This window comes from Ruegeria marina (assembly GCF_900101475.1).
Lineage (GTDB): Bacteria > Pseudomonadota > Alphaproteobacteria > Rhodobacterales > Rhodobacteraceae > Ruegeria_B > Ruegeria_B marina.
On sequence record NZ_FMZV01000007.1, the window covers coordinates 132,800 to 159,428 of the forward strand.

The following is a 26,629-nucleotide window of genomic DNA, read 5'->3' on the forward strand; positions in this document are numbered from 1 at the left end:
CAGTCGCCCCAACCTGACGGAGCCAGCCATGCATATCGCCGGAAAAGTTCACCTGATCGGAGCGGGTCCGGGAGACCCAGAGCTGATGACCCTGCGCGCCCTGCGGATGCTGCAAGAGGCCGACGTGGTGGTCTATGACCGGCTGGTCAGCCCCGAGATCGTCGCGATGGCCCCCGCCGGTGCCCGCATGATCCCGGTGGGCAAATCCCCCAAATGCCATCCGGTGCCACAGGACCGGATCAACCAGATCCTGCTCGAAGAGGCGATGGCCGGCCATGTGGTCGCCCGCCTGAAGGGCGGCGATCCGATGATCTTTGGCCGCGGCTCGGAAGAGGCGGCGCATCTTCTGGCCCATGGCGTGCCGGTCGATTACGCCCCCGGCATCACCGCCGCGCAGGGCGCCAGCTGTTCCACCGGCGTGCCGCTGACCCATCGTGGGCTTGCGACCTCGGTCCAGTATGTCACCGGTCACCGGCAGGCGGACCGGGTGCTGGACCTCGACTGGAAGCGTCTTGCCGATCCCGACAGTACCCTTGTCGTCTATATGGGTGTGGCCAATATCGGCCAGATCGCCATGGGTTTGATGACCGAGGGCCTGTCCGCAGCAACACCGGTTCTGGCCGTCAGCCAGGCGACGACGGCACAGGAGCGCCGGCTGGTTTCGCGGCTGGACAAGATCGCCACCGATGCACGTGCGGCAGATCTGGCCGCGCCCACCCTTTTCATCATCGGCCAGGTCGTTTCGCTTTATGCCGAACATTCCTTTCACGACCTGATGGATCAGGTGGCAGCCCATGGATGACTTCCCGTTAATCCGCACCCAAAAGCCGGACAGGTCAGCCGCCGCGCTGGCTCTGACGATGCTGTTCCTCGCCACCACCGCCTTTGCCGCCGATGCCATTGATCCCGCCGCCCTGAAACGTCTGGTGCAGCAGGATTGCGGATCGTGCCATGGCCTGACCCTCAAGGGCGGGCTTGGCCCCGACCTGCGCGCCGAGGCGCTGCAACATTATGATCAGGGCGTCCTGACTTCGGTGATCCTCGACGGCATCCCTGACACGGCCATGCCGCCCTGGCGGCCGTTGATGACCGAGGAAGAGGCCGAATGGATCGCCCGCTATCTGCAAAACCCGGAGGGCAAATGAAACCTCTCGCACTCGCCCTTGTCGCTACTCTCTTGACCGGAACCGCCACAGCCGAAACCATCGCCACCGGAGATCTGGGGCTGGTGATCGAGCGCGCGACCGGATCGGTCCTGCTGGTCGATCAGTCCGACCGCGCCGCGCTCGCCCGGATCGAGGGCCTGGGCGATCTGTCCCATGCCTCGCTGGTCTATTCCCCGGACGAACGCTTTGCCTATGTCTTTGGCCGCGACGGCGGGCTGACCAAACTCGATATCACCACCCGCCAGATCGTGGGCCGCGTCGTGCAATCGGGCAACGCCATCGGCGGCGCCATATCCGATGACGGCAGGCTGGTTGCCGTGTCCAACTATGAACCGGGCGGCGTGCGCGTCTTTGACGCCGACACGCTCGACATGGTTGCCGACATCCCCACCGGCGGCAAGACCATCGGTCTGGTCGATGCGCCGGGGCGCCGGTTCGTCTTTACCGTCTGGGATACCGGGGAAAGCTGGATTGCTGACTTCACCCAAACGCCGCCGCAGATCACCACCATCCCCGGCATGGGCAAGAATCCATATGATGCGCTGATCACCGGCAATGGCCGCACCTATATCACCGGCCTTTTTGGCGAGGACGGGCTGACCGCGCTGGACCTCTGGTCCGAAACCCCCGAACCGATCCGCGTGTTGCCTGGCTATGGCCGGGGCGAGCAGGAAATGCCGGTCTACAAGATGCCCCATCTCGAAGGCTGGGCGCTGACCGGGCACGAATTCGTGCTGCCCGCCGTCGGCCATCCCCAAGTGCTCTGGATTGACGCCGACACATTGACCGAAACCGGGCGCACCCAGACCCATGGCCAGCCGGTCTTTGCCATGGCCCGTCCCGACGGGCGGCAAGTCTGGGTCAACTTCGCCCATCCGCTGAACGACACGATCCAGGTGATCGACACCGTGACCAAAGAGGTCATCCACGAATTCAAGCCTGGCCCGGCGGTCCTGCATATGGAGTTCACGCCGCGCGGGCACGAGGTCTGGATCAGCGTCCGCGATGCCAACCGCGTGATGATCTATGACACCCGGACGTTTGAAAAACTGCGCGAAATTGAGGTGGATAGCCCCTCGGGCATCTTCTTTACCGCCCGCGCGCACAAAACAGGGTTGTAACCGCCATGTGCCATGTAACCGATCCCGTCGACCGCGCCCTGCTTGACGACTGGCAGCGCGACTTTCCAATCACTGACCGGCCCTTTCTTGGCATCGCCGAACAACTGGGGTTGACCGAAAGCAACGTGATCGCCCGCCTGACGCGGATGCGCTCGGCAGGGCGGATCACGCGGGTTGGCGCGACAGTGGCGCCCGGCACCGCCTCGGCCAGCACCCTGGCCGCCGTCGCCGCCCCCGAAGATCGGATCGAGCAGGTCGCGGCACAGATCGGGGCGGAGCCGGGGGTAAACCACAATTACCAGCGCGAGGACGACTGGAACCTCTGGTTCGTGGCGACCGGCCCTCACCGGGCTCATGTCGACGCCACGCTGGCGCGGATCGGCGCGCGCACCGGCCTGCGCGTGCTGGACCTGCCGCTGGTCCGCCCTTTCAATGTCGATCTCGGCTTCCGCATGGGCGCCGCAACGCCGCGCGTGCCCGCCCGCCGGGAAGCCGACATTTCCGCCCTGCGCCCCGGCGACAAGGATCTGCTTCAGGCGTTGACTACCGGGTTGGAACTGGTTCGGGCCCCCTATGCCGCTCTTGCCAGCGAACTGAAACGGGACACCGGCGAGGTCATGACCCGCATCCACGCGCTGCACGGGGCCGGTATCATCACGCGGCTTGGAGTGATCGTGCGCCATCGGGCGCTGGGATGGTCCGCGAACGCCATGGTCGTCTGGGACCTGCCGTCCGAGGCCATCGCCAGTGCCGGTCCGGCATTGGCCGGTTGTCCCGGCGTGACGCTCTGCTACGAGCGCCGTCCGGTGCCGGGCGTCTGGCCCTACCGGCTCTATTCCATGATTCATGCCCGCTCGCGCAGCGAAGCAATGGATGTGCTGAACCGGGCCACCGCCCTGCCCCAACTTGCGTCGGTGCCGCACAAGGTGCTGTTTTCGACCCGCTGTTTCAAACAGACCGGCGCTCTGATCAAGCCAAGGGAGAAGGCCGCATGACACTGGATGAAACCGATCGCGTGATCCTGAACCGCATGCAGGAGGATCTGCCGCTCTGCTCCGCACCCTATGCCGCCGTTGCCGCCGAACTGGGCCTCGATGAGGCCGACATGCTGGACCGCCTGGCACGGATGAAGGAGGAGCGGGTAATCACCCGCTTCGGTCCGTTCTTCGACGCAGCCGCCATGGGCGGCGCCTTCTGCCTTTGCGCCATGGAGGTGCCAGCGCCGATTTTCGAAACCGTCCTGACCAAAGTCAATGCCCACCCCGAAGTGGCGCACAACTATGAAAGGGCGCATCGGCTCAACATGTGGTTCGTTCTGGCGACCGAAACGCCCGAGGGAATTCAGGTCGCAGCTGATGCCATCGAGCTGGAAACCGGGATCGAAGTATTGCGGTTTCCGAAACTGCAAGAGTTCTTCATCGGCTTCCGGGTGGCGGCATGAGCATTTCGGACGGGGACAGACAGATCATTGCGGCCATGCAGGAGGGCCTGCCGCTGGCGTCGCGCCCCTTCGCCGCAATCGCCGCGCAAACCGGCCTGACCGAGGAAGCCCTGCTGCACCGTATCGCCGAGTTGAAGGCGCGCGGCGTGATCCGACGCATCGCCGCCGCGCCCAACCACTACAAGCTGGGCATGACCGCCAATGGCATGACCGTCTGGGATGTGGACGTATCCCGGATCGCCGAACTGGGTGCGAAAGTCGGCGCCCTGCCGTTTGTCACCCATTGCTATGAACGCCCCCGCGCCTTGCCCCACTGGCCCTACAACCTGTTTGCGATGGTGCATGGTGCAACCCGCGACGAGGTCGAGGCCAAACGCGGCGAGATTGCCGCGATCCTTGGGTCCGCCTGCCGCGCGCACGACATCCTCTTTTCCACGCGCATCCTGAAAAAGACCGGACTGCGCCTGAAGCAGAAAGGCTGAAGCCCCATGTTCCGCCTGACCGAATACATGCATCAACTGGTCGAACCCACCCCGGTGCGGCCGCGTCGACCGGGAACGGTGAAACCGGTGGTGATCTGGAACCTGACCCGGCGCTGCAACCTGAAATGCCGTCATTGCTACACGGTGTCGGCGGACGTGAATTTTCCCGGCGAACTGAGCCATGAACAGGCGATGGAGACGCTTGAGGATATCGGCCGGTTCCGGGTTCCCGCATTGATCCTGTCGGGTGGAGAGCCGCTGGACCGGTTCGATTTCTTCGATATCGCCACCCGCGCCCGCCAATTGGTGCCGATGCTGGCGCTGTCGACCAACGGGACCAAGATCCATGGCGAGACCGCCGACCGCATCGCCGATGTGGGCTTCAGCTATGTCGGCATCTCGCTTGATGGGATCGGCGCAACCAACGACTGGTTCCGCGGCGTCGAGGGCGCCTTTGCCGACGCGCTGCGCGGCGTCCGCGCGTGCAAGAAGCGTGGCATCAAGGTCGGCCTGCGGTTCTGCCTGACCGAGAACACCCAGCACCATCTGCCCGACCTGCTCCAGCTCTGCGATGACGAGGGCGTCGACAAGTTCTATCTCAGCCATCTCGTCTATGCCGGGCGCGGCGACAAGAACCGGGGCGAGGATGCCGCCCACCTGCGCACCCGCCACGCAATGGACCTGCTGCTGGACCGCGCCTGGGTGGCCGTGGCCGAGGACATGCCGCTCGATATCGTGACCGGTAACAACGATGCCGACGCGGGCTATTTCCTGGATTGGGTGCGGCGTAATTTCGACGCGGCACACGCCGATCATGTGCGACAGCACCTGGCCGCCTGGGGCGGCAATTCCAGCGGGCTGGGCGTGGCCAATATCGACAACCTCGGCCGGGTGCACCCGGACACCTACTGGTCGGACTACACCATCGGCAATGTCAAGACAGTGCCGTTTTCCGAACTCTGGACAGGGGACGACCCCATGCTGTCCATGTTACGCACACGCCCGCGCCCGCTCAAGGGCCGCTGCGGCGCTTGCATGCTCAGGGACGTATGCGGCGGCAACACCCGTATCCGCGCCCTGCAACTGACCGGCGATCCCTGGGCAGAGGACCCGGCCTGCTATCTGACCGATGAAGAAATCGGCGTCGAAAGTGCAGAACGACTGACCATCACCCCGTTCCGAGGAAAGCGCCATGACCCCGCGCACCAGTTCTTCTGACCACGCCTTTCGCGTGGCCCTTCGCCTTGCGCTCCTGGCCCCTGCCGGAACCTCCGGCGGGAGCATTGTGGAAAAGATGAAATCAGGCGCGATCTGCGCCCTGCTGCTGTCAACTCCGGTGCTGGCAGACCCGGTACAGGATTATGCCGACCATTGCGCCAGTTGCCATGGCACGGACCGGCTGGGGGGGCTTGGGCCTGCGCTGATCCCCGAGACGCTGGGCCGGATGCGCGGGCCGAAAGTGGCCGCCGTGATCCGCGAAGGCCGCACAGCGACCCAGATGCCGGGGTTCTTGGACACGTTGGACGAGGCGGCCATCGCCGCGCTGGCGGAGTATGTGAAAGAGCCGCTGGCCTATATCCCCGCCTGGGGCGAAGCCGAGATCATGGCAAGCCGGACGCTGGACGACGAATACAGCGCCGCCGCCGCGCCGGTCTGGGACGCCGATCCCATGAACATCACCCTGGTGGTGGAAACCGGCGATCATCATGTCAGCGTCCTGGACGGTGACACTTTCGCGGTGCTCGACCGGTTCGAGACCCCGTTCGCCGTGCATGGCGGGCCCAAGTTCAGCCCCGACGGGCGTTATGTCTTCATCATGTCGCGCGACGGCTGGGTGCAGAAATACGACCTTTGGTCCTTGCAGCAGGTGGGCCGGGTGCGCGCCGGGCTCAACAGCCGCAACATCGCCATGAGCCATGACGGCAAATGGCTGGCTGTGGCCAATTACCTGCCGATGTCGCTGACCCTTCTGAGCACCGAGGACCTGTCGGTGGCAAAGGTCATGAAGGTGACCGCCAAGGATGGCACGCCCAGCCGGGTCTCGGCCGTCTATCAGGCACCGCAACGGCAGAGCTTTATCCTTGCGCTCAAGGACGCACCCGAAATCTGGGAAGTGGCGACCGACCCAAATGCCGACCCGGTTTACGAGGGGTTCATCCACTCCCGCGAAAAGGGCATGGTCGAGGCTATCGCCTCCTCCGAAGGTCTGTTTGCGCGGCGCCGTATCGAGACGGCCGAGCCGCTCGACGATTTCTTTTTCTCCGACGATTACCGCAACCTGATCGGCGCGTCGCGTGACGGGGTGCGGGGGGTTGTGGTCAACCTGAACGTCGGACGCGAGATTGCCGAACTGCCGCTGGAGGGCATGCCGCATCTGGGTTCCGGCATCAGCTGGGAACGGAACGGGCACCGGGTGATGGCGACACCGCACCTGAAGGAAGGCAAGCTGAGCGTCATCGACACCGAAAGCTGGACCCGCATCGCCACCATCGCCACCGAGGGGCCGGGGTTCTTCCTGCGCAGCCACGAGAACACGCCCTATTTCTGGGCGGATGTCTTCTTTGGTCCCAACAAGGACGCGATGCATGTGATCGACAAGCAGAGCCTGGAGATCGTGCGCACCCTGCGCCCGGCGCCGGGCAAGACCGTGGCACATGTCGAATTCACCCGCGATGGCCGGTATGCGCTGGTCTCGGTCTGGGAGGAGGACGGGGCGGTCATCGTCTATGACGCCGCCACGTTGGAAGAGGTCCGCCGCCTGCCCATGAAGAAACCTTCGGGGAAATACAATGTCTGGAACAAGATCACCTTCTCCGAAGGCACCAGCCACTGAGGGCCGCTGGCCGGTGTGGAAACTGGCGCTGCTTCTCTATCCGGCCGTCGCGACCACGGTCGCGATCAACCTCTACATGGCGGCGCTGATGCTGCGTGCCTTGGGCTGGATGCCACTGTCGCCGGTCGCGGCCTTGCTCTGGTCGGTGCCCCTGGGCATTCCCGCGACCTGGCTGGCCGGGCGCTGGCTGCGCCACCTGCTGGACGAGGCCGCAACCTGACCCCTGGCAAAAAGGAAACCCGCCGTCAGGCGGGTTCCAGTTTGCTGTGTGAGTGGTGGTTTCTTGCTTCAGCCGTGATTGACCATCACGTGCCGGACGACGGTATAGTCCTCCAGCGCGTAGGAACTCATGTCCTTGCCATAGCCGGACTGTTTCAGCCCGCCGTGCGGCATCTCGTTGGTCAGCATGAAATGGGTGTTGATCCAGGTACAGCCATAGCGCAGGCGCGCCGCGGTTTCCATCGCGCGGCCCACGTCCTTGGTCCAGACAGAAGAAGCCAGGCCATAGTCGCTGTCATTGGCCCAGGCCACTGCGGTATCCACATCCGAGAACGGCGTGACCGACACGACCGGGCCGAACACCTCGCGCCGGACGATCTCATCCTCTTGCTGGGCGCCCGCAATGACGGTGGGCTGGAAATAGAACCCCTGCCCCATCGGATCGCCACCGGTGGTGACCTCGATATGGTTCAACTCTCGCGCGCGATTGACAAAACTTGCCACCCGGTCGCGTTGGCGCAGCGAGATCAGTGGACCGATCTCGTTCTGGGTATCGTCGTCGAGACCCAGAGAGATGGTGGAAACCGCCGAGGTCAGGTCCGCCACCAGTTTGTCATAGACCTTCTTGCCCGCATATATGCGGCAAGCAGCGGTGCAGTCCTGACCGGCATTGTAATAGCCGAAGGCGCGCAGTCCTTCGACCACCTCGGCAACATCGGCATCGTCGAACACGATGACGGGCGCCTTGCCGCCCAGTTCCAGATGCGTCCGCTTGACCGACTTGGCAGCGGCATCAAGGATCTTCTTGCCGGTGGCGATGTCGCCAGTGAGCGAGATCATGTCCACATCCGGGTGATTGATCATCTGGTTGCCGACCGAATGGCCCCGGCCCGTGACCACGCTCACCACGCCTTCGGGCAGTTCCTCGGCCAGGATGCGGGCCATTTTGAGCGCGGTCAGGGGCGTCTGCTCTGACGGTTTGAAGACAACCGTGTTGCCGCCCCCAATGGCCGGGGCCAGTTTCCACGCCATCATCATCAGCGGATAGTTCCACGGCGCGATCGAGGCGACGACACCGATCGGGTCACGCCGCACCATGGATGTGAACCCTTCCAGGTACTCGCCTGCGACAGCGCCATGCTGGCAGCGCACGGCCCCGGCAAAGAAGCGGTAGCAATCGACAATGGCCGGGATCTCGTCACCCCGCGCGGCGTTGATCGGCTTGCCGCAGTTCAGCGCCTCGAGCGCGGCAAAACCATCCGCCTCCGCTTCGATCCGGTCCGCGATGCGCAACAGCGCCGCCGACCGCTCGGCCGGTGTGGTGCGCGACCAGGTGCGAAACGCCTTGCGGGCGGCTGCAACGGCGCGGTCCACCTGCGCGGCCGAGGCTTCGGGAACCTCGATGATCAGCTCGCCGGTGCGCGGGTTCAGAACCTGTTCGGCCACCTCGGTGCCGGTTTCGAAATCGGTCCCGATCAAAAAACTGGTGTCGATCTTCATGTGTCGGACTCCTTTGGTCACTTGCCGCCACCCGCGGTCTCGGAACCGCCACGGGTGAGGTAATAGGCGAGAAGAATGGGAACGAAGGTTGTGGCAAAGACCACGATGGCCACCACGTTCGTCACCGGGCGCTGACGCGGGCGAACCAGCTCGTTCAGCATCCAGATGGGCAGGGTCGATTGCTGACCCGCGGTAAAGGTGGTCACGATCACCTCGTCAAAGGACAGCGCGAATGCGAGCATGCCACCGGCCAGCAGGGCCGAGCCGAGGTTCGGGAGCAGCACATAGCGCAGCGTCTGGAACCCGTTGGCGCCCAGATCGGCCGAGGCTTCGAACACCGCGCCCGACAGGCGGCGGAACCGGGCTACCGCGTTGTTGTAGACGATCACGATACAGAACGTGGCGTGCCCCAGAACGATGGTGAAGGTGGAGAACGGGATGTCCATCACCGCAAAGGCCGAGCGCAACGACATGCCGGTGATCACCCCCGGCAACGCGATGGGCAGGATGATCAACAGGGCGATCTGCTCGCGGCCAAAGAACCGGCTGCGCGCCATGGCCGCCGCAATGAGCGTGCCCAGGATCATCGCCAGCGCGGTCGAGACCGCGGCCACCTTCAGCGAAAGGTAGAGCGGCGGCCAGATATCCTCGCGGTGCCAGGCCACGGCAAACCATTCGGTGGTCAGCCCCGGCGGCGGGAACTGATAGGTCCGCTCCTCGGTGGTGAAGGCATAGAGAAAGATCAGCAGGATCGGCAGGTGCAGGAACAACAGCCCGGCAACCGCCCCGATTTTCAGCCCGGTCGAGGCGCGCGCTTCAGAGTGCATCGAATGCCCCTCCCCGTTTGGCCAGCGCCAGATAGACCAGCATGATCAGGATCGGCACCATGGCGAACGCCGCCGCCAGCGGGATGTTCCCGGCGGTTCCCTGGAACTGGTAGACTGCCTGCCCGATGAACCGGGCCGAAGTGCCCACGATCTGCGGAATGATGTAATCGCCCATGGTCAGCGAAAAGGTGAAGATCGACCCCGCGATCACCCCCGGCATCGCCAGCGGCAGAACCACGGTGCGGAACGTCTGCCTGCGGCTGGCGCCCAGATCGGCCGAGGCTTCCAGCATCGAGAGCGGCACCCGCTCGAGCGACGCCTGCATCGGCAGGATCATGAAGGGCATCCAGACGTAGACGAAGACCAGCCAGGTCCCGATGAACGAGGTTGACAGCGAGTTGCCGCCAACCCAGGGCAGGGACAGCACCGCATCCAGCAGGAACCCCGCGCCGATGCCTTCGGCGGCCCAGGTGATGATGCCCTCCTTGGCGAGGATCAGTTTCCACGCATAGACCTTGACCAGATAGGACGACCACAAGGGCAGCATGATGCCGAGGTAAAACACCGCCTTCCACCGGCCGCGCGCATAGCGGGCGGCGTAATAGGCGATGGGGAAGGCGACGAAGGCGCTGGTAATTGTGACTGTCGCAGACATCACCAGCGTTCGGATGATGATGTCCATGTTGGCGGCGCGGAACAGTTCGCCATAGGTCTTGAGGGTGAATTCCTCCTTCACCACGCCCGAGAACTCGTCGATCGAATAGAAGCTTTGCAGCAACAACGCCGCGAGCGAGCCCAGATAAACGATGCCGAGCCACAACAGCGGTGGCGAGATCAGCAGCAGCAAGAGCAGCTTTGGCCGCCGCCAGAACAGCGTGCTCAGCCGGTCAGCCAGGCCCCGTTCCGGCAGGATGGCAGAGGTTCCGGTCATGCCTCCTCCATCAGGTGCAGGGCACCCGCGTCAAAGGCCAGACCAACCGCCGCGCCAGCCGCCGGGATATCGGCCCCGGACGGCGCAAGGGCGGCAATCTCGGTTCCGGCAACATCGACGGCCACGCGCGTCCCGGCACCGAGGTACCGCAAACCGGTCACGGTTCCGGACAGCTGCGCGCCTTCGGGCGCGACCAGGCGCAGGGCCTCGGGCCGCAGGCTGGACCAGCGCTTTCCGCCCCCCAGACGTTCGCTCACCTCAGGCGGCAACACGTTCGACGAGCCCACGAAATCGGCGACGAACCGGGTTCGGGGTTTGTCATAAATCTCGGCCGGGGTGCCGATCTGGGCGATCTTGCCCTCGTTGAACACCGCCAGATGATCGGCCATCGAAAGGGCCTCACCCTGATCGTGGGTGACAAAGACAAAGGTGATGCCCAACCGCTGTTGCAGCGCCTTCAACTCGTCCTGCATCGCCTCGCGCAGCTTCAGGTCCAGCGCCCCCAGCGGCTCATCCAGCAGCAACACGCGCGGCTCGTTCACCAGCGCGCGCGCCAGCGCCACGCGCTGGCGCTGACCGCCCGACAACTGCCCCGGCTTGCGGTCGCCGAACCCGTCGAGTTTGACGAGCGCCAGCATCTCCTCGGCCTTGGCATGGCGTTGCGCCTTGCCGACGCCGGCCACCATCGGCCCATAAGCCACGTTGTCGCGCACGTTCATATGCGGAAACAGGGCATAATCCTGGAATACCGTGTTCACGCTGCGCCGGTTGGGCGGCACATGGCTGACATCCTGTCCGAAAATCCGGATCTCGCCCGATGTCGGCGATTCAAAGCCCGAGATCAGGCGCAGGCAGGTCGTCTTGCCGGAACCCGAGGGCCCCAGCATGGCAAAGAACGACCCTTCCTCGATGGTCAGGTTCACCTGATCCACGGCCCGGACGGAGCCGAAATGGCGGGATACACGGTGAAAGGATACGGCAGCGGTCATGTCATCTCTATTCGGCCCAGAGCGGGGCCGTTTTTCGTGTTTCTGTCATGGTGCAGGGAACGGCCCCCGGATCACACCGGGGGCCAATGGTGAAATCAGCGGCCGCCGATCACACCGATATAGTCGGACACCCAGCGATAGTAGGGCACGCATTCGCCCTGGCTTTCGCAACGGCTGACCGGGGTGGTCCAGAAGCGGATCCGCTCGAAATCGGCCAGACCGTTGGCGTCACAGCCTTCCTGGGTCTGCATGCCGCGCCCGTCCGAGCACGCCGCCGGAACCGACGGCACCGCGCCGAACCAGACAGACAGGTCCGATTGCAGGTTCGAGCTGAGCGTATGCTCCATCCACAGATAGGCGCAGGTCGGATGCTCGGCATCGACATGCATCATCGTGGTGTCGGCCCAGCCGGTCGCGCCTTCTGCCGGGATCACCGAGCTTACGGGGAAGCCTTCGGATTTCAGCAGGTTCACCTGGAACGGCCAGGAGCCGGACGCAACCACGCCTTCGTTCTTGAAATCGTCCATCTGGATGAAGGCGTCATGCCAGTAGCGGCCCACCAGTTCACGCTGCTGGCGCAGAAGGTCCAGCGCAGCCTTGTACTGGTCCTCGGTCAGCTCATAAGGCGAGGTGATGCCCAGTTCCGGTTTGTGCGTCATCAGGTATTGCGCCGCGTCCGCCACGTGGATCGGCCCGTCATAAGCCTGCACCCGACCCTTGTTCGACTTGCCGTCGGGCAGGGTCATTTCCTCGAACACCACGTTCCACGAGGTAGGCGGTTGGTCGCCGAAGGCCTCGGTGTTGTACATCAGCACGTTCGGCCCCCACATGTAGGGGGTGCCGTAATGCACCCCATCAACCGTGTGCCAGGGCGCGTTCTGCAGACGTTCGTCGACCGTGTTCCACGAGGGGATCAGGTCGGTGTTGATCGGCTGCACGCGCTTGCCCGCGACCAGGCGCAGCGAGGCATCGCCGGACGCCGTCACCAGGTCGAACCCGCCCTCGTTCATCAGGGCAACCATCTCGTCCGAAGTATTGGCCGTCTTGACCACCACCTTGCAGCTGGTGGCCTCTTCGAACTTGGTCACCCAGTCGAATTCCTTCATCGTCTCGCCACGCTCGATATATCCGGGCCAGGCGACGATGTTGACTTGCCCTTCGGGCGTACCCAAGGCGGCAAGCTGTGCGCCAGCGGGGCCGACCGCGATGGCCGTGGCAAGCGCCGTAGTTCCGAGAAGTCCGAGGATCTTCATGCTGTCACTCCCTGTGTTCGGACGCATATTCGACGCGCGCCCCTTTTGATGCGCATAGAATAGAAACAGAAGGAATGATCGCAAATTCAAAAGAATGAACACATGTATCGGTTTTTCCGATAGGTAAGCGCAAACACAACCCGAAACGGGCAAAAGGCTTGAATCACCGGTCCGAAATGGCGCTTTGGGCAGACCGCAGGAAATTGCGCGCCGCATCCGAAAGAGGCGCTCCGCGGCGCCAGGCAAGCCCCACCTGCACCGAAGGCAGGTCGCCCGAAACATCGCGAATCTCGATCCGGTCGCCTTCCAGCGACCAGGGGCGATAGACCATGCCCGGCAGGATGGCGATGCCGGCCCCGGTAGCGACCAGGCTGCGCACCGCTTCGACCGAGCGGGTCCGAAACGCGATCTCGGGCCGCACCGAAAGGCTCTGCATCAGCTGTTTCATGCTCTCTTCGATCTCTTCGACCATCAACTGGATCATCGGCAAACCGACAAGTTGCTCCAACTCGATCGCTTCCTGTTGCGCCAGTTCATGTCCAAGTGGCAGCCACAACCGGTATTGGGAAACCAGCAATGTTTCGACATGCAGGGCCAGACGATCCTTGACCGACGAGGTCAGCAGGACCGCGACATCCAGTTCACCCCCGATCAGCAGGTGTTGCAGGTATTCGCCCGAATCCTCGATGACATTCAGTTCAACCTGGGGAAATGCACGCCGGAACCGCGCCAGCAGGTCAGACAGGACGTAACCCGCAACCAGAGAAGTCACGCCAAGAGACAACCGGCCGGTTACCTGCGAGGCTTCCTCCCGAAATGCCTGTCTCGCACTGGCGACATCGCCCAGGATCTGCCGGGCATGGCGTAGAAAGGCCGAGCCCCTGTGCGTGATCTGCAACCCCCGGGCCTGCCGTTCGAACAGCGAAACGCCCAGATCCTCTTCCAGCGCCCGGATCGCCTCGGTTACCGAAGATTGCGAGATCGACAGAACCCGCGCGGCACCGCTGACCGAACCCTGCTCGGCGGCGGCGACAAAGAACTGTAGCTGGCGCAGGGTGAATGCCACGTCAAACTCCGATGCGGTCTTGCTGGATATGCCGGGCCACTATCAACCGACCAGGCCTTGCGGAAAAGTGCAAAGACCGACTTATTCGGCCGCGTCTCTCAGGCTGGCCATCAAGTTGTGGAATTTTTCACCCTGAACCGCAACATGGGTCCGCAATGCTGCGGCAGCGGCCTCGGAATCGGCGGCCGCCAGTGCCGTCACGATCGTCTCATGTTCCGCCATGGACTGCGCCATTCTGCCCCGAAACCGCAACTGCACCCTGCGGAACGGCTTCAGCCGCTTGTGCAATCTGGTTGCCTCCTGTTCCAGAAAGGCATTGCCGGAACTGCGGTAGACGATCTTGTGAAACCGCTCGTTCTCGGCGTAGTAGGTATCGGTATCCCCGTCGTCGACGGCGCGTTGACACAGCGTGTTTGCATCGCGCAATGCCGCAAGCGCAGTGTCGGTGATCCGCATGGCCGCCAGCCGACCGCAAGCGGCCTCAAGTTCGGCCATGACCTCGAACATCTCGATCAGTTCCACCGGGCCCGGCTGCCGGACAAAGGCGCCCCTGCGGGGGATCAACTCGACCAGACCTGACAGCGCAAGCCTTTGGATCGCTTCACGAAGCGGTGTCCTTGATACGCCGAACTGCTCGGCAAGCCGCACCTCGTCCAACCGGTCTCCGTCCGAGAATGTCCCGTCGAAAACCAGCTCCTCGAGCTGTTCCGCAATTCGATCTGCACGGCGCTGTTCCATGAGGTTCTTCTAGCTTTGAACGGGTGAAAATTCAATCCAGTACTTCTTGTATACAAAACTATTGACCTAAAAAACACAACTGGCTTAGGTTGTACCGGTCCCCGGTTCGTCCGGGTCGATAAAGGGAGGAAAACATGAAATCCATGCTCAAGACCGCCGTGGCGGCTCTGGCAATCGCGGCAGCGGCCTCTGTTGCCGGCGCCACCGAACTGCGCCTGTCCCACCAGTGGTCGAACAACGACATCCGGCACAAGGTCGCCCAGATGGTCGCCGACGAGGTTGCGGCGGCGAATGTCGATCTGGACATCAAGATTTTCGGCTCGCAGTCGCTGTTCAAGGCACGCGAGCAATACAAGCCGCTCAGCCGCGGCCAGCTGGACATGACGGTCCTGCCGCTCAGCTATGCCGGTGGCCAGCAGCCTGCCTACAACCTGACCCTGATGCCCGGCCTGGTAAAGAACCATGACCATGCAGCCCGTCTCAGCGCCTCGCCCTTCATGGCCGCGCTCGAGGAAAAGATGGCGCAGGACGACGTAATGGTGCTGGTGCACGGCTATCTCGCGGGGGGCTTTGCCGGCAAGGACAAGTGCATCACCAGACCCGAGGACGTGCAGGGCCTGCAAACCCGCGCCGCCGGCAAGGCGTTCGAGCAGATGCTGGCCGGAGCCGGCGCCTCGATCGCGTCGATGGCCTCGTCCGAGATATACAACGCCATGCAGACCGGCGTGCTGCAGGCGGTGAACACCTCGTCCTCGTCCTTTGTCTCCTACCGGATCTACGAGCAGACGAAATGCTACACCCCGGCAGGCGACGTGGCGCTGTGGTTCATGTACCAGCCGCTCCTGATGAACAAATCGACCTTCGAAGGGTTGACCGAAGCACAGCAACAGGCGCTTCGCGATGGCGCCGCAAAGGCGCAGGCCTACTACCTGGAAGAGGCCAAGAAAGAGGACGCGGAATCGGTCAAGGTCTTTGCCGATGCCGGTGTCGAGATCGCACAGATGACGCCCGAGGATTTCGCCGCCTGGCGCGAACTGGCCAAGGAAACCTCGTACAAGGCATTCCTTGAAGAAGTGGCCGACGGCCAGGCCCTGCTTGACCTGGCGCTCGCGGTCGAGTGACCCGGCCTTCGGGCGGCCCCGGCGGGCCGCCCGATCCGACAGACAATACCCCGACCATTGGAGGAGCCGATGTCCGGCCACAGTTCCGCCGCCGCCGCCCAGACCGGAAGCAACCCTTTTCTGCGCGCTGTTGCCGCCATTTCGACCGTGGCAGGATGGTGTTCCGCCGCGATGATCGTCGCCGCCGTTCTGATCACCTGCCAGATGATCGTGATCCGGTACGTCCTGAACGGATCGACGGTCTGGCAGACCGAAGCGGTCATCTACCTCATGATCGCCGCCACCCTGCTTGGCCTGTCCTACGTGCAACGGTTGCGGGGACATGTGAACGTCGATCTCATCCCGCTGTCCCTGCCCGCCAGGGTCCGCTTCGTTCTGGCCACTATTACCTCGGTTCTCACCATCGCAATCGTCGCCGTCATCCTGTGGTACGGGTACGAGTACTGGCATTTCGCCTGGGAGCGCGGCTGGCGCTCCGATACCGTCTGGGGGGTGAAGCTCTGGATCCCCTACCTGGCCATTCCCGTCGGCTTCGGCTTGCTGCTCTTGCAACTGGTCGCCGATTTCATCGCCCTTGTCCTGGGCATCGAAAAACCTTTCGGATTGGAGTGAGCGGATGGACCCGTTGCTGCTCGGCGCCATCGTCGCCATCGCCACCATCATCGTCCTGTTCTCGGGCGTGTCCGTCGCCATCGGTCTGCTGATCGTCTCGGCCGGGTTCCTGCTGGTCTTCGACGGCGCCCGGTCGCTGGAGCTGATCCCGGAAATCCTCTTTGGCAAGCTCGACAATTTCGCGCTGCTCTCGATCCCGATGTTCATCATCATGGGGGCCTCCATCGCCTCGACCCGCGCGGGCGCCGACCTGTACGAGGCGCTCGAACGCTGGCTGACCCGCGTGCCCGGCGGGCTGGTGATCTCGAACCTTGGCGCCTGTGCACTGTTTGCCGCCATGTCCGGCTCCAGCCCGGCCACCTGCGCCGCCATCGGCAAGATGGGCATCCCCGAGATGCGCAAGCGCGGCTATCCGGACGGGGTGGCCGCAGGCTCCATCGCGGCGGGCGGCACGCTGGGCATCCTGATCCCGCCCTCGGTCACGATGATCGTCTACGGCATCGCCACCGAAACCTCTATCGGCCGCCTGTTCCTGGCCGGCGTGGTGCCGGGCCTGATGCTGGTCATGCTGTTCATGGCCTGGTCGATCTATTCCACCTGGCGCTCGGGCGACACCTCGGTCCTCAGCGCGGGCAGCTACAGTTGGGCACAAAAGTTCGAGATCCTGCCGCGCGTCCTGCCCTTCCTGCTGATCATCCTCGGCGTGCTCTACGCCATGTATGGCGGCATCGCCACGCCGTCGGAAACGGCAGCGGTCGGGGCATTGCTGTGCATGATGATCGCCATGATCATCTACAGGCTGTGGAACCCGCGCGACCTTTGGGTGGTGCTGCGGGATTCGACCCGGGAAAGCGTGATGATCCTGTTCATCATCGCGGCGGCGGGTGTGTTTTCCTACATGCTCAGTTCGCTCTTCATCACCCAGGCCATCGCCGAGTGGATCGGAACCCTGGATGTCAATCGCTGGGTCCTGATGGGGGCGGTGAACGTCTTTCTGCTGATCGCCGGCTTCTTCCTGCCGCCGGTCGCGGTCATCCTGATGACCGCGCCGATCCTCTTGCCGATCATCACCACCGCAGGCTTCGACCCGATCTGGTTCGCCGTGGTTCTGACCATCAACATGGAAATCGGCCTGATCTCGCCCCCGGTCGGCCTGAACCTTTATGTCATCAACGGCATTGCCCCCGACATCTCGTTGAAAACCATCCTGACCGGCTCGCTGCCCTATGTCGCCTGCATGGTTCTTGGTATCGTTCTGTTGTGCTTGTTTCCCGGGATAGCCACGTGGCTGCCTGACCTTGTAATGGGACCATCGTTGTGACTCTTCTAGCCGATCTTCTCTCCTCCGTCTTCGAACGGCGCTACCGCCGGGATCCGTCGCGTCCGACCGATGCCCGGCCCTTGCGGGAACTGGTCGAGGCTTTGATGGGGACCGCCGGCGAAACCTCGGGGCTGGCGCTGTCGCAGGATATCCTTTCGGGGTTCGCGGCAATGGACGACGCACAAAAGCTCGATTTCTTCCGCGATGTGGCACGCGGAATGAACATCGACCCCGAAACCGTGCGCTCGACGCTCGACGCCTATGAACGCGACCCGTCCAAGGCGACCTACCGCGCCTTCGCATCCGCGGCCGAACCAAGGCGGCAGGAACTGATCCGCCGCCTCAACGCCTTGCCGGGCGCGACCGGGGCTCTGGTGAGGATGCGGGCGGACCTGCTGCGCCTGAGCCGGGGAGATCCCGAACTTGAAGCCTTCGATCTCGACTTCCGCCATCTCTTTGCCAGCTGGTTCAATCGCGGGTTCCTGGTGCTGCGGCCGATCAGTTGGGAAAGCCCGGCGCATATCCTGGAAAAGATCATCGCCTACGAGGCCGTTCACGCGATCGACAGCTGGGACGACCTGCGGCGCAGGCTGGAACCCGCCGACAGGCGCTGTTTTGCCTTCTTTCATCCGGCGATGCCGGACGAACCGCTGATCTTTGTCGAAGTCGCCCTGACCCGCGGCATCCCCGGATCCGTTCAGGACCTGCTCGTCGAAGACCGCAAGGCGATTGCCAGCCACGAGGCTGACACCGCCGTCTTCTATTCGATTTCCAACTGCCAGGCCGGGCTTGCCAGCGTGTCCTTCGGAAACTCGCTGATCAAGCAGGTGGCTGCCGATCTGTCCGCGAATCTGCCATCGCTCAGGACTTTCGTGACCCTGTCGCCCATCCCGGGGCTGAGGAGTTGGCTCGCTGCCGAAGGTCTGGAACAGCCGGAGCCGGACCAGATGTCCGCACTCGCCGCGCACTACCTGCTGAATGCCAAGGCGACGGATGGCGCGCCCTATGATCCCGTGGCCCGCTTCCATCTCGGCAATGGCGCGATCGTTCATGCGGTCCACTCCGACGCAGATGTGTCCGACAAGGGGCGCAAGCAATCGGGCGGCGTGATGGTGAACTATCTTTACGATCTCAAGAAGATCGCCCAGAACCACGAAAAATTCGCAACCGCCAAGACCGTCGCCGCGTCGGCCGCCGTCAAGACGCTGGCCGCAGGCGCGGATCTGAGCAAATCGCAGGAAAGGTAGCCGGATGGCAAATCCCCTCTATGATCGCCTGTTTGGCACCTATGCCGGCAAACAAACGCCATTCCTTCATCTGTCCGATGGTCAGACCATCACGCATGCCCAGTTCCTCGAACAGGCCGCGCAGATGGCGAATGCCATCGTGGACCTTGGGTTGAAACCGGGCGACCGCGTCGCGGCCCAGGTGGAAAAGTCACCCGAGGCGCTTGCGCTCTACGCCGCCTGCGCGCAGGCCGGATTGATATTTCTGCCATTGAACACCGCCTACACGGCAGACGAGTTGAGCTATTTCATCGAAAACAGCGGCGCGGCTCTGGTTGTCTGTGATGGCCGCATCCTGGATATCTTGGCACCCGTCGCCGACAAGCTTGGCGCGCGGATCGAGACTTTGAATGCCGACGGCTCCGGCAGCCTGACCGACCGCGCAGTAAACATGCCGGCGACGTTCGAAACGGTCGACCGCGAAGGCGGGGATCTGGCGGCCTTTCTCTATACCTCGGGCACCACCGGCCGCTCCAAGGGCGCCATGCTGACCCAGGACAACCTGCTGTCGAACGCGGAAACCCTGGCGCAGGAATGGCGCTTCACCGCCGAGGACGTGCTGCTGCACGCCCTGCCGATCTTTCACACGCACGGGCTGTTCGTGGCCACCAACATCGTTCTGATCACCGGCGGCAGCATGATCTTCCTGCCTAAATTCGACCTCGACCAGATCATTGCGCTATTGCCTCGCGCCACCGCGATGATGGGCGTGCCGACCTTTTACACCCGCCTTTTGGGCGATGCCCGGTTCACCCGCGACCTGGCGCAGCACATGCGCCTCTTCGTATCGGGCTCCGCCCCCCTGCTGGCCGAAACCCATATCCAGTTCGAAGAGCGCACCGGTCACCGCATCCTGGAACGCTACGGGATGACCGAGACCAACATGAACACCTCGAACCCCTATGACGGCGAACGCCGGGCGGGCACGGTGGGCTTTCCCCTGCCGGGCGTCGAACTGAAGATCACAAACCCCGAGACCGGCGAACCCCTGCCACAAGGCGAGATCGGTCAGATCGAGGTGCGCGGACCAAACGTGTTCAAGGGCTATTGGCAGATGCCCGAGAAAACCGCCGCCGAACTGCGCGCAGACGGGTTCTTCATCACCGGCGATGTCGGCTTTGTCGATGCCGACGGCTATGTCACCATCGTCGGCCGCAACAAGGACCTGATCATCTCGGGCGGCTACAACATCTACCCCAAGGAGATCGAACTGCTGCTCGACGACCAACCCGGCGTGCTGGAAAGCGCGGTGATCGGCGTGCCGCATCCCGATTTCGGCGAAACCGTGCTGGGCATCCTGGTGCCCCGTCCCGGCCAGACGCCCGACACCGACGCGATCATGCAGACCGTGGGCGCGGCGCTGGCCCGGTTCAAACATCCCCGCAAGCTGCTCGTGCTGGACGAACTGCCCCGCAACACCATGGGCAAGGTGCAAAAGAACATCCTGCGCGAGCAGTACAAGGACATGTTCCAGCCAAGGTGAGAGGCAAGGCGGTTGCGTCCTATTCCCCTTTCTGACCATTTGTACAAACGGTCAGAAAGGGGTGTTTCAGCCGGTACAAAACGGTCAATTCGGGGCCTCAGCGTCCTTTCCAGACCGGGTCGCGTTTCTCGGCAAAGGCGCGGGCGCCCTCCAGCTGATCCTCGGAAGAGTAGAGCACATCCACCGTGCGCAGCTGCCGTTTGGTGATCTTGTTCATCGTGTCCTGGAACTTTTCGTCCTCGGCCTCGCGCACGATTTCCTTGATCGCGGCATAGACCAGCGGCGGGCCGCTTGCGAGGAGACGCGCCAATTCCCAAGCGCGATCAAGGAGTTGCGCGCCCGGCACGATCTCGTTCACCAGCCCCCAGCGATGCGCCTCCTCGGCATCGAACCAGCGCCCGGTCAGCAAGAGCTCCATCGCGATGTGATAGGGGATGCGCTTGGGCAGCTTGACGCTGGCAGCATCCGCCACCGTGCCAGAGCGGATTTCCGGCAGCGCGAAAGTGGCATGATCGGCGGCGATGATCATGTCCGCCGACAGCGCCAGTTCCAGCCCGCCCCCACAGGCGATGCCGTTGACGGCAGCAATCACCGGCTTGTTCATGTCGCGCAGTTCCTGCAAGCCGCCGAACCCGCCGACACCATAGTCACCATCCACCGCATCGCCATCGGCTGCGGCCTTCAGATCCCAGCCGGGGCAAAAGAACTTTTCCCCGCCCCCGGTCAGGATCGCCACCCGCAACTCGGGATCGTCGCGGAAGGCGCGAAACACCTCGCCCATGATCCGGCTGGTGGCCAGATCGATCGCATTGGCCTTGGGCCGGTCCAGCGTGACCTCGAGAATGGCGCCGTCGCGGCGTGTCTTGATGGGGTTCATCCGTCAGCCCTTTCTTATCAAAGCATCCACCGCCACGGCCCGGTCCGGTGTGGCCAGAAGCGGATTTATCTCAACCTCGCCCAGCGTCTCGGCATGAGCAAGCACATAGTCCTGCACCGCCTGCACCGCATCGAGGATCGCCTGCATGTTCGCCCCGGGCTTGCCGCGATACCCCGCCAGCAGCGGCGCGATGCGCAAGCTCTCCAACCCGGCCCGCACGTCGGCGGGCGCGGCAGGAACCAGCAAGGATACCGTGTCCCGCATCAATTCGGTGAGGATGCCTCCGGCGCCCAGGGTCAGTACAAACCCATGTGCCGGGTCGCGCACCACTCCGACCAGCAGTTCGGCCACTGCATCGCTGACCATCTCTTCGATCAGGACCTCGGCGGTGCCAATTTCGGACGCGACCCGAGCCACATCCGCCGCCGGAATACCCAGCCTCACTGCCGCGTGTTCCGACTTGTGCGCAAGTCCGGTTCCCTTGACGGCAAAAGGTTCCCGCAGATCGGCGACCACCTGCTCGATTTCAGCCGCACCACCGGCTAGACGGTTGCGCGGCACCGACAGGCCATGCGCGGCAAGCGCTGTCTTGGCCTCTGCTTCGCCTACGGTCTGCGTTGCTTCGGCGGAGCCCGGCAGACACAGCGGTTGGGGACAGGGCGGGCGGATATATGCCGCCGCCTCGGCCGCCGCCAGCGCCTCGCGCAACCCCGTGAAGGGCACCACGCCACCCGCCATCAATTCGGCGGCTGTTTCGGCAGGCATCAGTTCCGGCAGCGTCGCCACCACGGCAAAGGGCGCCCCGGTATCGGCGCGCACCTTCAGCGCTGCTTGCGTGGCGCAGGTCCAATCGGTCGTATCTGTGACCGGGTAATCGACGATCGAAAAAGTGAGGGCGATCCCGTCTCCGGTCATCCCCGCCCAGGCCGCCGCCATCGCATCGGTGTCGCGCCAGATATAGGTGTGATAATCCAGCGGGTTGTTGAGTGCCACCATCGGCCCGAGAGCCGCGCGCAATTCACCTCGCTGCCGCATCGTGAGCTTCGGGAATCGCAAGCGCATGCCAACGCACATGTCGGCAATCAGGCTGGCTTCGCCGCCCGAACAGCTTATCGAGGCAATATCCGCCCCCGACAATGGACCGTGACAATGCAGAAGCTTCAATGTCTCCAGCAAATCCGGCAGGGCGCCCAGACGCGGAATCCCCAACCGGTCCAGCAAGGCCTGCGCGCCCGCATCGCTGCCCGCCAGCGACGCGGTATGCGATATCGTCGCCTGCTGCGCCTGTTCCGAGGCGCCTACCTTGAGCGCCACCAGCGGCACACCCCTTGCATGGGCCTTGGCCGCCAGCGCCTCCCAGTCGCGCAAGTTGCCAAACCCTTCGATATGCAGCCCGATCGCGGTAACGCGCGGATCATCCAGCAGCCCGGCGGCGATCTGCGCCTGGCTCGTTTGCGCCATGTTCCCGCAGGTCACCACATAGGCGATGGGCAGGCCGCGCTGCTGCATGGTCAGATTTATGGCAATGTTCGAGCTTTGCGTCAGGATCGCAACCCCGCGCTCGACCCGCGCGCAACCATGCTGGTCGGGCCACAAGAGCGCACCGTCGAGCGCATTGACAAAGCCGTAGCAGTTGGGGCCGAGGAATGGCATCCCCCCGGCCGCCGCCACGAGTTCGGCCTGTAAATCGCCGCCCGTTTCATCCTCGGCCACAGCCTCGGAGAACCCGCTGGCGAAACAGACCGCCCCCCCTGCCCCCATGGCCGAGAGCGCGCGCAACGCCTCTATGGTCGCGTGACGATTGATCCCGACAAAGGTTGCATCGGGCGCTTCGGGCAGATCCTCCAGTCGGGCAAAGGCCGAAATCCCCTCGACCTCTGTCGCCTTGGGATGCACCGGCCAGATCGTCCCGTCAAACCCCATGCGCCGGCATTGCACGATCACCTGCCGGCACCAGGCGCCGCCGCCGATCACCGCGATCGAGCGCGGCCGGAACAAGCGCGACAAACCTTTCGTCATGACACGCTCCCTGCCATTTCATCTTTTCCCAAATACTCCCGCCGGAGGCGTCGCACGTCCGCGCGAATACACCCGTGCGGCATCATGCCCCCAACGGACGCAACAGGTCGCGGCTGATGATGTGGCGCTGGATCTCGCTGGTGCCATCCCAGATCCGCTCGACACGCGCATCGCGCCAGAACCGCTCGATCGGGAAATCGTCCATCAGCCCCATGCCGCCATAGATTTGCAAGGTCGTATCGGTGACCCGCGCCAGCATCTCGCTGGCATAGAGCTTGGCGCTGGCGATCTCGCGGTTCGACGGCAAGCCCTGATCCAGACGCCAGGCTCCGGCCAGCGTCAGCCAGTCGGCCGCGTCGATCTCGGTGATCATGTCGGCGATCTGGAACCCCACGCCCTGGAACTTGCCGATCTCCTGCCCGAACTGCTTGCGCTCGGCCGCATAGTTCAATGCATAGTCGAAACAGCGCCGCGCCCGACCGACGCAAAAGGCCCCAACCGTCAGGCGCGTGGCATAAAGCCATTCGTTCATCACCGCGAACCCGCCATCCACCTCGCCCAGAACCTGCGCATCCGGCAGGCGGCAGTCGTCGAAGCTCAGGATGCAGTTCTTGTAGCCCTTGTGGCTGACCGAGTTGTACCCGTTGCGCACAGTGAATCCTGGCGTACCTCGATCTACCAGAAACGCGGTGATCCGTTTCTTGGGCCCTTTCGGGGTTTCGTCCACACCGGTCGCCACAAAGACGATAAAGAAATCGGCATGTTCCGCGCCCGAGATGAAATGCTTCGTCCCGTTCACCACCCAGTCGCCACCCTTGCGCACCGCCTGGCATTTCATGCCGCGCACGTCCGATCCCGCATCGGGCTCGGTCATCGCCAGCGCGTCCATCCGCTCGCCCCGCACCGCCGGCAGCAGATAGCGTTCGCGCTGCTCGGGATTGCAGGCCATCAGGATGTTCTGCGGCCTTCCAAAGAAATGCGTCAGCGCCATCGACCCGCGCCCCAGCTCGCGCTCGACCAGTGTAAAATCCAGATGGCTGAGGCCCGCGCCGCCGACCTCCTCGGGAAAGTTGCAGGCATAGAAGCCAAGGTCGATCACCTTCTGCTTGATCTCCTGCCCCAACTCGTAGGGCACCTGGCCCGTGCGCTCCACTTCGGCCTCGTGCGGGTAAATCTCGTTTTCCACGAAGCTGCGGACGGTGGAGACGATCATCTCCTGTTCTTCGGTCAGGCCAAATTGCATGGCGCGCTCCCTTATGCGAATTCCGAGACAGGAAATCCCGGCTTGCATCGCTCTGTCGTGCAGAGTTAGGTGTTGACCATGCAAAGTTCGTCCAAAATTCGCATTCCGACGCAGACGATGGATTTCCTGCTGTTCGACGAATTCTCCAACCATTGCCTGGCTAATACCGTTGAACCGCTGCGCGCCGCGAATACTCTGTCAAGGCGCGCCTTGTATGCTTGGCGCTTTCTCACGCTAGATGGCGCGCCGGTACACAGCTCCTCCGGACTGCAGGTTTCGCCGCATGACCGGCTGGACCGGGGGCGCGGGTCGATGCTGGTGGTCATGCCCTCCTACGGGTTTCGCACCTACGAGGGCTGGCGCACCCTGCGCGCGCTCACGGCGGCGGCGAAACGGTACCCGACACTCGCCGGGCTGGATACGGGCAGCTGGCTGCTGGCGCGGGCCGGGCTTCTGGATGGGCACCGGGCGACGATTCACTGGGAAGAGCTGACGAGCTTTGCCGAGGCTTTCCCCCAGGTACACACGGTCCGCGAACGCTTCGTGATCGACGGTCCGCGCATCACCTGTTCCGGTGCGATGGCGGCCTTCGACCTCGTCCTGCACCTGGTCGGGCGGGATCACGGACAGTTGCTGGCACTGGAGGTCGCTCAACTCTTCATGACCCGGGACTCGGCCCGTTCGCACGGAACTCCCGCCGCGGTGGGGCAGCGGTCGGTCAACAAGGCGGTGATGCTCATGCAGGACAACCTCGAACGTCCGTTGACCATAGCCGAGATCGCGCGGCGCGCCGGCTGCACCCAGAAAACGCTGGAAGCACGGATGCTGGCCGAACTCGATGCCTCGCCGCAGGCCGTCTATCGCCGGCTTCGGCTGAATCTCGCAAGAAAACTCGTCACCGAAACCGACCAGCCGGTATCCGAGATCGCCGGCCGTTGCGGGTACGAGAACGCCAGCGCGATGACACGCGCCTTTCGCGCCGAGTTCGGGCAGCCGCCACGCAGCTTGCGAAACGGGGGTCAGACCGCCGCTGTCCAGACCCGGTAACGCCCCTGTCCAGTCATTTCACGGATCAAACCGCGCCGGGCGAACAGGTCCAGGTTTCGTTGCACCGCCGCCCGCGACGCGCCCGACTTGGCCTCGGCGAGGGGCGCGGTCACGATCGGCCAAGCAGTCATCACGTCGATCAGCGCGGGCGGGGTGCGCCCGCTGAGATCTGCTGTCGCCTCGATCGCGCGCGCACGCCAGGCCGCGATCCGCTCCAGATGCAGCAGCGCGGCAACCACGGCCTGAGCCGATCCACGCAACCACGCCGCCAGTTTCTGTTGCGGGCTGCCGGCACCACGCAACGCTCCCGGACCGGAGAGGGCAAGCGGCAGAAACACCGCGGATCCCCGCGCCATCGCCGCGCCATGGCGCGCGGCAAGCACCGCTGCCTCGACCGCTGTCGAAGGCCCCTGCCCCAACGCCATCCACGCATGAAACATCATCGCCGCGCCGGTTGCGGGGTGCAGCCCATCGGCGGCCTGCATCACCTCGGCCAGATCGGCCACCGTCTCGGGAAGCTCGTCGCCATCCGTATTGCTGCGGCCCAGGAAATCCGCAAGACCCTCCTGCCATCCGGCATCCGCGGGGGCCGGACCTCCGCACAGACGCCGCACCGCCCACCCGGCCCTTGCAAGGGCCTGGGTATCGTCTCCGGTCGCACCTAGTCGAAGCCCGGTCCACAAGGCCAGCCGCTCGGCACTGATCCGGTCACCGGCCCACCAGCCCAGATCGGCGACTTCCAGCAAGGCAAGGCGGTGAACCCACTCGCCATGCCCGGCCCGCAACCTTTCATCCAGCGCACCAAACTGAACAGCGAGATCAGCCAGGTCCGGTGCAAGCGCGGCCTGCGCCGCGCGCCAGTCCCCGGGATCGAACAGCCGGGGCGGCGCCGCGCGCCTGGGCGACAGGAAATCGGCGGCCTCCTCCCCGTCCGGACCGGGCAGGAACCAAAGGTCGTCTTCGGCCGTCTGATCGGCGTCATAAGGGCCATCCGGCCCAGGTTCGGAGAATAGTGCGTCCTTGTCCCGTTTCATGCCGCCATCATAACGCGGAA

The 26,629-nt window shown here is 63.9% G+C and carries 26 protein-coding genes; 15 read left to right on the forward strand and 11 right to left on the reverse strand.

Features of this window, described 5'->3' with window-relative positions; genetic code table 11:
- Window positions 1-28: 28 nt before the first annotated feature.
- From cobA to BLT75_RS11875, 9 genes are all read left to right on the forward strand, one after another.
- Window positions 29-802, forward strand: a complete 774-nt coding sequence (gene cobA / locus BLT75_RS11835) for a uroporphyrinogen-III C-methyltransferase (RefSeq protein ID WP_093031503.1) — start codon at window positions 29-31, stop codon at window positions 800-802.
- A 58-nt stretch (window positions 803-860) separates the two neighbouring features.
- On the forward strand, window positions 861-1,145 hold the full coding sequence (locus tag BLT75_RS11840; protein WP_093031760.1) for a c-type cytochrome: 285 nt from the start codon (window positions 861-863) through the stop codon (window positions 1,143-1,145).
- Window positions 1,142-2,287 (forward strand): cytochrome D1 domain-containing protein, encoded by a 1,146-nt coding sequence (locus BLT75_RS11845; RefSeq protein WP_093031506.1) that lies wholly within the window; start codon window positions 1,142-1,144, stop codon window positions 2,285-2,287. The genes BLT75_RS11840 and BLT75_RS11845 overlap by 4 nt, the downstream gene beginning before the upstream one ends.
- Before the next feature lie 5 nt (window positions 2,288-2,292).
- On the forward strand, window positions 2,293-3,282 hold the full coding sequence (gene ahbB / locus BLT75_RS11850; protein WP_093031509.1) for a siroheme decarboxylase subunit beta: 990 nt from the start codon (window positions 2,293-2,295) through the stop codon (window positions 3,280-3,282).
- Complete coding sequence (locus BLT75_RS11855) at window positions 3,279-3,728, forward strand: Lrp/AsnC family transcriptional regulator (protein WP_093031512.1); 450 nt, start codon at window positions 3,279-3,281, stop codon at window positions 3,726-3,728. Before ahbB (BLT75_RS11850) ends, BLT75_RS11855 begins: the two co-directional genes overlap by 4 nt.
- Window positions 3,725-4,210, forward strand: coding sequence for a siroheme decarboxylase subunit beta (gene ahbB, locus BLT75_RS11860; RefSeq protein WP_093031515.1), 486 nt, complete (start codon window positions 3,725-3,727; stop codon window positions 4,208-4,210). The genes BLT75_RS11855 and ahbB (BLT75_RS11860) overlap by 4 nt, the downstream gene beginning before the upstream one ends.
- A gap of 6 nt (window positions 4,211-4,216) precedes the next feature.
- Complete coding sequence (gene nirJ, locus BLT75_RS11865) at window positions 4,217-5,428, forward strand: heme d1 biosynthesis radical SAM protein NirJ (RefSeq protein ID WP_093031518.1); 1,212 nt, start codon at window positions 4,217-4,219, stop codon at window positions 5,426-5,428.
- A gap of 76 nt (window positions 5,429-5,504) precedes the next feature.
- Window positions 5,505-7,043 carry a nitrite reductase gene (locus tag BLT75_RS11870; RefSeq protein WP_176827981.1) on the forward strand — a complete coding sequence of 513 codons (1,539 nt, stop codon included), beginning with the start codon at window positions 5,505-5,507 and terminating at the stop codon, window positions 7,041-7,043.
- Between the two features lie 13 nt (window positions 7,044-7,056).
- Window positions 7,057-7,263, forward strand: coding sequence for a hypothetical protein (locus tag BLT75_RS11875; RefSeq protein WP_342727427.1), 207 nt, complete (start codon window positions 7,057-7,059; stop codon window positions 7,261-7,263).
- 68 nt (window positions 7,264-7,331) lie between these two features.
- Here the strand turns inward: BLT75_RS11875 and BLT75_RS11880 are convergent, their stop codons facing one another.
- The 7 genes from BLT75_RS11880 to BLT75_RS11910 form a co-directional block, all read right to left on the reverse strand.
- Window positions 7,332-8,756: a gamma-aminobutyraldehyde dehydrogenase gene (locus BLT75_RS11880; protein ID WP_093031766.1), complete on the reverse strand. Its 1,425-nt coding sequence runs from the start codon at window positions 8,754-8,756 to the stop codon at window positions 7,332-7,334.
- Between the two features lie 23 nt (window positions 8,757-8,779).
- Window positions 8,780-9,589 carry an ABC transporter permease gene (locus tag BLT75_RS11885; RefSeq protein ID WP_093031524.1) on the reverse strand — a complete coding sequence of 270 codons (810 nt, stop codon included), beginning with the start codon at window positions 9,587-9,589 and terminating at the stop codon, window positions 8,780-8,782.
- The gene (locus BLT75_RS11890) at window positions 9,579-10,520 is read right to left on the reverse strand and encodes an ABC transporter permease (RefSeq protein ID WP_093031527.1); all 942 of its coding nucleotides are present in this window, start codon (window positions 10,518-10,520) and stop codon (window positions 9,579-9,581) included. Before BLT75_RS11890 ends, BLT75_RS11885 begins: the two co-directional genes overlap by 11 nt.
- Window positions 10,517-11,509 (reverse strand): ABC transporter ATP-binding protein, encoded by a 993-nt coding sequence (locus BLT75_RS11895; protein WP_093031530.1) that lies wholly within the window; start codon window positions 11,507-11,509, stop codon window positions 10,517-10,519. Before BLT75_RS11895 ends, BLT75_RS11890 begins: the two co-directional genes overlap by 4 nt.
- Window positions 11,510-11,604: 95 nt before the next feature.
- The gene (locus tag BLT75_RS11900; protein ID WP_093031533.1) at window positions 11,605-12,762 is read right to left on the reverse strand and encodes an ABC transporter substrate-binding protein; all 1,158 of its coding nucleotides are present in this window, start codon (window positions 12,760-12,762) and stop codon (window positions 11,605-11,607) included.
- 163 nt (window positions 12,763-12,925) lie between these two features.
- Window positions 12,926-13,828 (reverse strand): LysR substrate-binding domain-containing protein, encoded by a 903-nt coding sequence (locus BLT75_RS11905; protein WP_093031536.1) that lies wholly within the window; start codon window positions 13,826-13,828, stop codon window positions 12,926-12,928.
- An 81-nt stretch (window positions 13,829-13,909) separates the two neighbouring features.
- Complete coding sequence (locus BLT75_RS11910; protein WP_093031539.1) at window positions 13,910-14,566, reverse strand: GntR family transcriptional regulator; 657 nt, start codon at window positions 14,564-14,566, stop codon at window positions 13,910-13,912.
- A 134-nt stretch (window positions 14,567-14,700) separates the two neighbouring features.
- Here BLT75_RS11910 and dctP point away from each other — a divergent pair, with 134 nt between their 5' ends.
- The 5 genes from dctP (at window position 14,701) to BLT75_RS11935 (ending at window position 20,389) form a co-directional block, all read left to right on the forward strand.
- A complete protein-coding gene (dctP, locus tag BLT75_RS11915; RefSeq protein ID WP_093031542.1) occupies window positions 14,701-15,687 on the forward strand; it encodes a TRAP transporter substrate-binding protein DctP in 987 nt (328 codons plus the stop codon).
- 69 nt (window positions 15,688-15,756) lie between these two features.
- Window positions 15,757-16,299 (forward strand): TRAP transporter small permease subunit, encoded by a 543-nt coding sequence (locus tag BLT75_RS11920; RefSeq protein WP_093031545.1) that lies wholly within the window; start codon window positions 15,757-15,759, stop codon window positions 16,297-16,299.
- A 4-nt stretch (window positions 16,300-16,303) separates the two neighbouring features.
- On the forward strand, window positions 16,304-17,620 hold the full coding sequence (locus BLT75_RS11925; protein ID WP_093031548.1) for a TRAP transporter large permease: 1,317 nt from the start codon (window positions 16,304-16,306) through the stop codon (window positions 17,618-17,620).
- Window positions 17,617-18,867: a malonyl-CoA decarboxylase gene (locus BLT75_RS11930; protein ID WP_093031552.1), complete on the forward strand. Its 1,251-nt coding sequence runs from the start codon at window positions 17,617-17,619 to the stop codon at window positions 18,865-18,867. The genes BLT75_RS11925 and BLT75_RS11930 overlap by 4 nt, the downstream gene beginning before the upstream one ends.
- Before the next feature lie 4 nt (window positions 18,868-18,871).
- The gene (locus BLT75_RS11935) at window positions 18,872-20,389 is read left to right on the forward strand and encodes a malonate--CoA ligase (RefSeq protein ID WP_093031555.1); all 1,518 of its coding nucleotides are present in this window, start codon (window positions 18,872-18,874) and stop codon (window positions 20,387-20,389) included.
- Window positions 20,390-20,486: 97 nt separating this feature from the next.
- On the opposite strand, the gene BLT75_RS11940 is transcribed toward BLT75_RS11935, so the two are convergent.
- From BLT75_RS11940 to BLT75_RS11950, 3 genes are all read right to left on the reverse strand, one after another.
- Entirely contained in the window at window positions 20,487-21,266 is a 780-nt protein-coding gene (locus BLT75_RS11940; protein WP_093031558.1) for a carnitinyl-CoA dehydratase, read from the reverse strand.
- 3 nt (window positions 21,267-21,269) lie between these two features.
- The gene (locus BLT75_RS11945; protein ID WP_093031561.1) at window positions 21,270-23,285 is read right to left on the reverse strand and encodes an acetate--CoA ligase family protein; all 2,016 of its coding nucleotides are present in this window, start codon (window positions 23,283-23,285) and stop codon (window positions 21,270-21,272) included.
- Between the two features lie 82 nt (window positions 23,286-23,367).
- Complete coding sequence (locus BLT75_RS11950; RefSeq protein WP_093031564.1) at window positions 23,368-24,528, reverse strand: acyl-CoA dehydrogenase family protein; 1,161 nt, start codon at window positions 24,526-24,528, stop codon at window positions 23,368-23,370.
- A 78-nt stretch (window positions 24,529-24,606) separates the two neighbouring features.
- On the opposite strand from BLT75_RS11950, the gene BLT75_RS11955 reads away from it, so the two are divergent.
- A complete protein-coding gene (locus BLT75_RS11955) occupies window positions 24,607-25,575 on the forward strand; it encodes a GlxA family transcriptional regulator (RefSeq protein WP_093031567.1) in 969 nt (322 codons plus the stop codon).
- Here the strand turns inward: BLT75_RS11955 and BLT75_RS11960 are convergent.
- Window positions 25,548-26,609 carry a helix-turn-helix domain-containing protein gene (locus BLT75_RS11960; RefSeq protein WP_093031570.1) on the reverse strand — a complete coding sequence of 354 codons (1,062 nt, stop codon included), beginning with the start codon at window positions 26,607-26,609 and terminating at the stop codon, window positions 25,548-25,550. The two genes, BLT75_RS11955 and BLT75_RS11960, sit on opposite strands and share 28 nt — an antisense overlap.
- Window positions 26,610-26,629 lie beyond the last annotated feature (20 nt).

Bases quoted from the DNA above. Each gene is read 5' to 3' on its own strand.
- BLT75_RS11955 (WP_093031567.1), top strand. From the start codon at position 24,607: ATGCAAAGTTCGTCCAAAATTCGCATTCCGACGCAGACGATGGATTTC.
- BLT75_RS11940 (WP_093031558.1), bottom strand. From the start codon at position 21,266: ATGAACCCCATCAAGACACGCCGCGACGGCGCCATTCTCGAGGTCACG.
- BLT75_RS11925 (WP_093031548.1), top strand. From the start codon at position 16,304: ATGGACCCGTTGCTGCTCGGCGCCATCGTCGCCATCGCCACCATCATC.
- cobA (WP_093031503.1), top strand. From the start codon at position 29: ATGCATATCGCCGGAAAAGTTCACCTGATCGGAGCGGGTCCGGGAGAC.
- BLT75_RS11840 (WP_093031760.1), top strand. From the start codon at position 861: ATGCTGTTCCTCGCCACCACCGCCTTTGCCGCCGATGCCATTGATCCC.
- BLT75_RS11945 (WP_093031561.1), bottom strand. From the start codon at position 23,285: ATGACGAAAGGTTTGTCGCGCTTGTTCCGGCCGCGCTCGATCGCGGTG.
- BLT75_RS11845 (WP_093031506.1), top strand. From the start codon at position 1,142: ATGAAACCTCTCGCACTCGCCCTTGTCGCTACTCTCTTGACCGGAACC.
- BLT75_RS11910 (WP_093031539.1), bottom strand. From the start codon at position 14,566: ATGGAACAGCGCCGTGCAGATCGAATTGCGGAACAGCTCGAGGAGCTG.
- BLT75_RS11900 (WP_093031533.1), bottom strand. From the start codon at position 12,762: ATGAAGATCCTCGGACTTCTCGGAACTACGGCGCTTGCCACGGCCATC.
- BLT75_RS11870 (WP_176827981.1), top strand. From the start codon at position 5,505: ATGAAATCAGGCGCGATCTGCGCCCTGCTGCTGTCAACTCCGGTGCTG.
- BLT75_RS11960 (WP_093031570.1), bottom strand. From the start codon at position 26,609: ATGAAACGGGACAAGGACGCACTATTCTCCGAACCTGGGCCGGATGGC.
- nirJ (WP_093031518.1), top strand. From the start codon at position 4,217: ATGTTCCGCCTGACCGAATACATGCATCAACTGGTCGAACCCACCCCG.
- ahbB (WP_093031509.1), top strand. From the start codon at position 2,293: ATGTGCCATGTAACCGATCCCGTCGACCGCGCCCTGCTTGACGACTGG.
- BLT75_RS11895 (WP_093031530.1), bottom strand. From the start codon at position 11,509: ATGACCGCTGCCGTATCCTTTCACCGTGTATCCCGCCATTTCGGCTCC.
- ahbB (WP_093031515.1), top strand. From the start codon at position 3,725: ATGAGCATTTCGGACGGGGACAGACAGATCATTGCGGCCATGCAGGAG.
- dctP (WP_093031542.1), top strand. From the start codon at position 14,701: ATGAAATCCATGCTCAAGACCGCCGTGGCGGCTCTGGCAATCGCGGCA.
- BLT75_RS11885 (WP_093031524.1), bottom strand. From the start codon at position 9,589: ATGCACTCTGAAGCGCGCGCCTCGACCGGGCTGAAAATCGGGGCGGTT.
- BLT75_RS11950 (WP_093031564.1), bottom strand. From the start codon at position 24,528: ATGCAATTTGGCCTGACCGAAGAACAGGAGATGATCGTCTCCACCGTC.
- BLT75_RS11935 (WP_093031555.1), top strand. From the start codon at position 18,872: ATGGCAAATCCCCTCTATGATCGCCTGTTTGGCACCTATGCCGGCAAA.
- BLT75_RS11920 (WP_093031545.1), top strand. From the start codon at position 15,757: ATGTCCGGCCACAGTTCCGCCGCCGCCGCCCAGACCGGAAGCAACCCT.
- BLT75_RS11855 (WP_093031512.1), top strand. From the start codon at position 3,279: ATGACACTGGATGAAACCGATCGCGTGATCCTGAACCGCATGCAGGAG.
- BLT75_RS11890 (WP_093031527.1), bottom strand. From the start codon at position 10,520: ATGACCGGAACCTCTGCCATCCTGCCGGAACGGGGCCTGGCTGACCGG.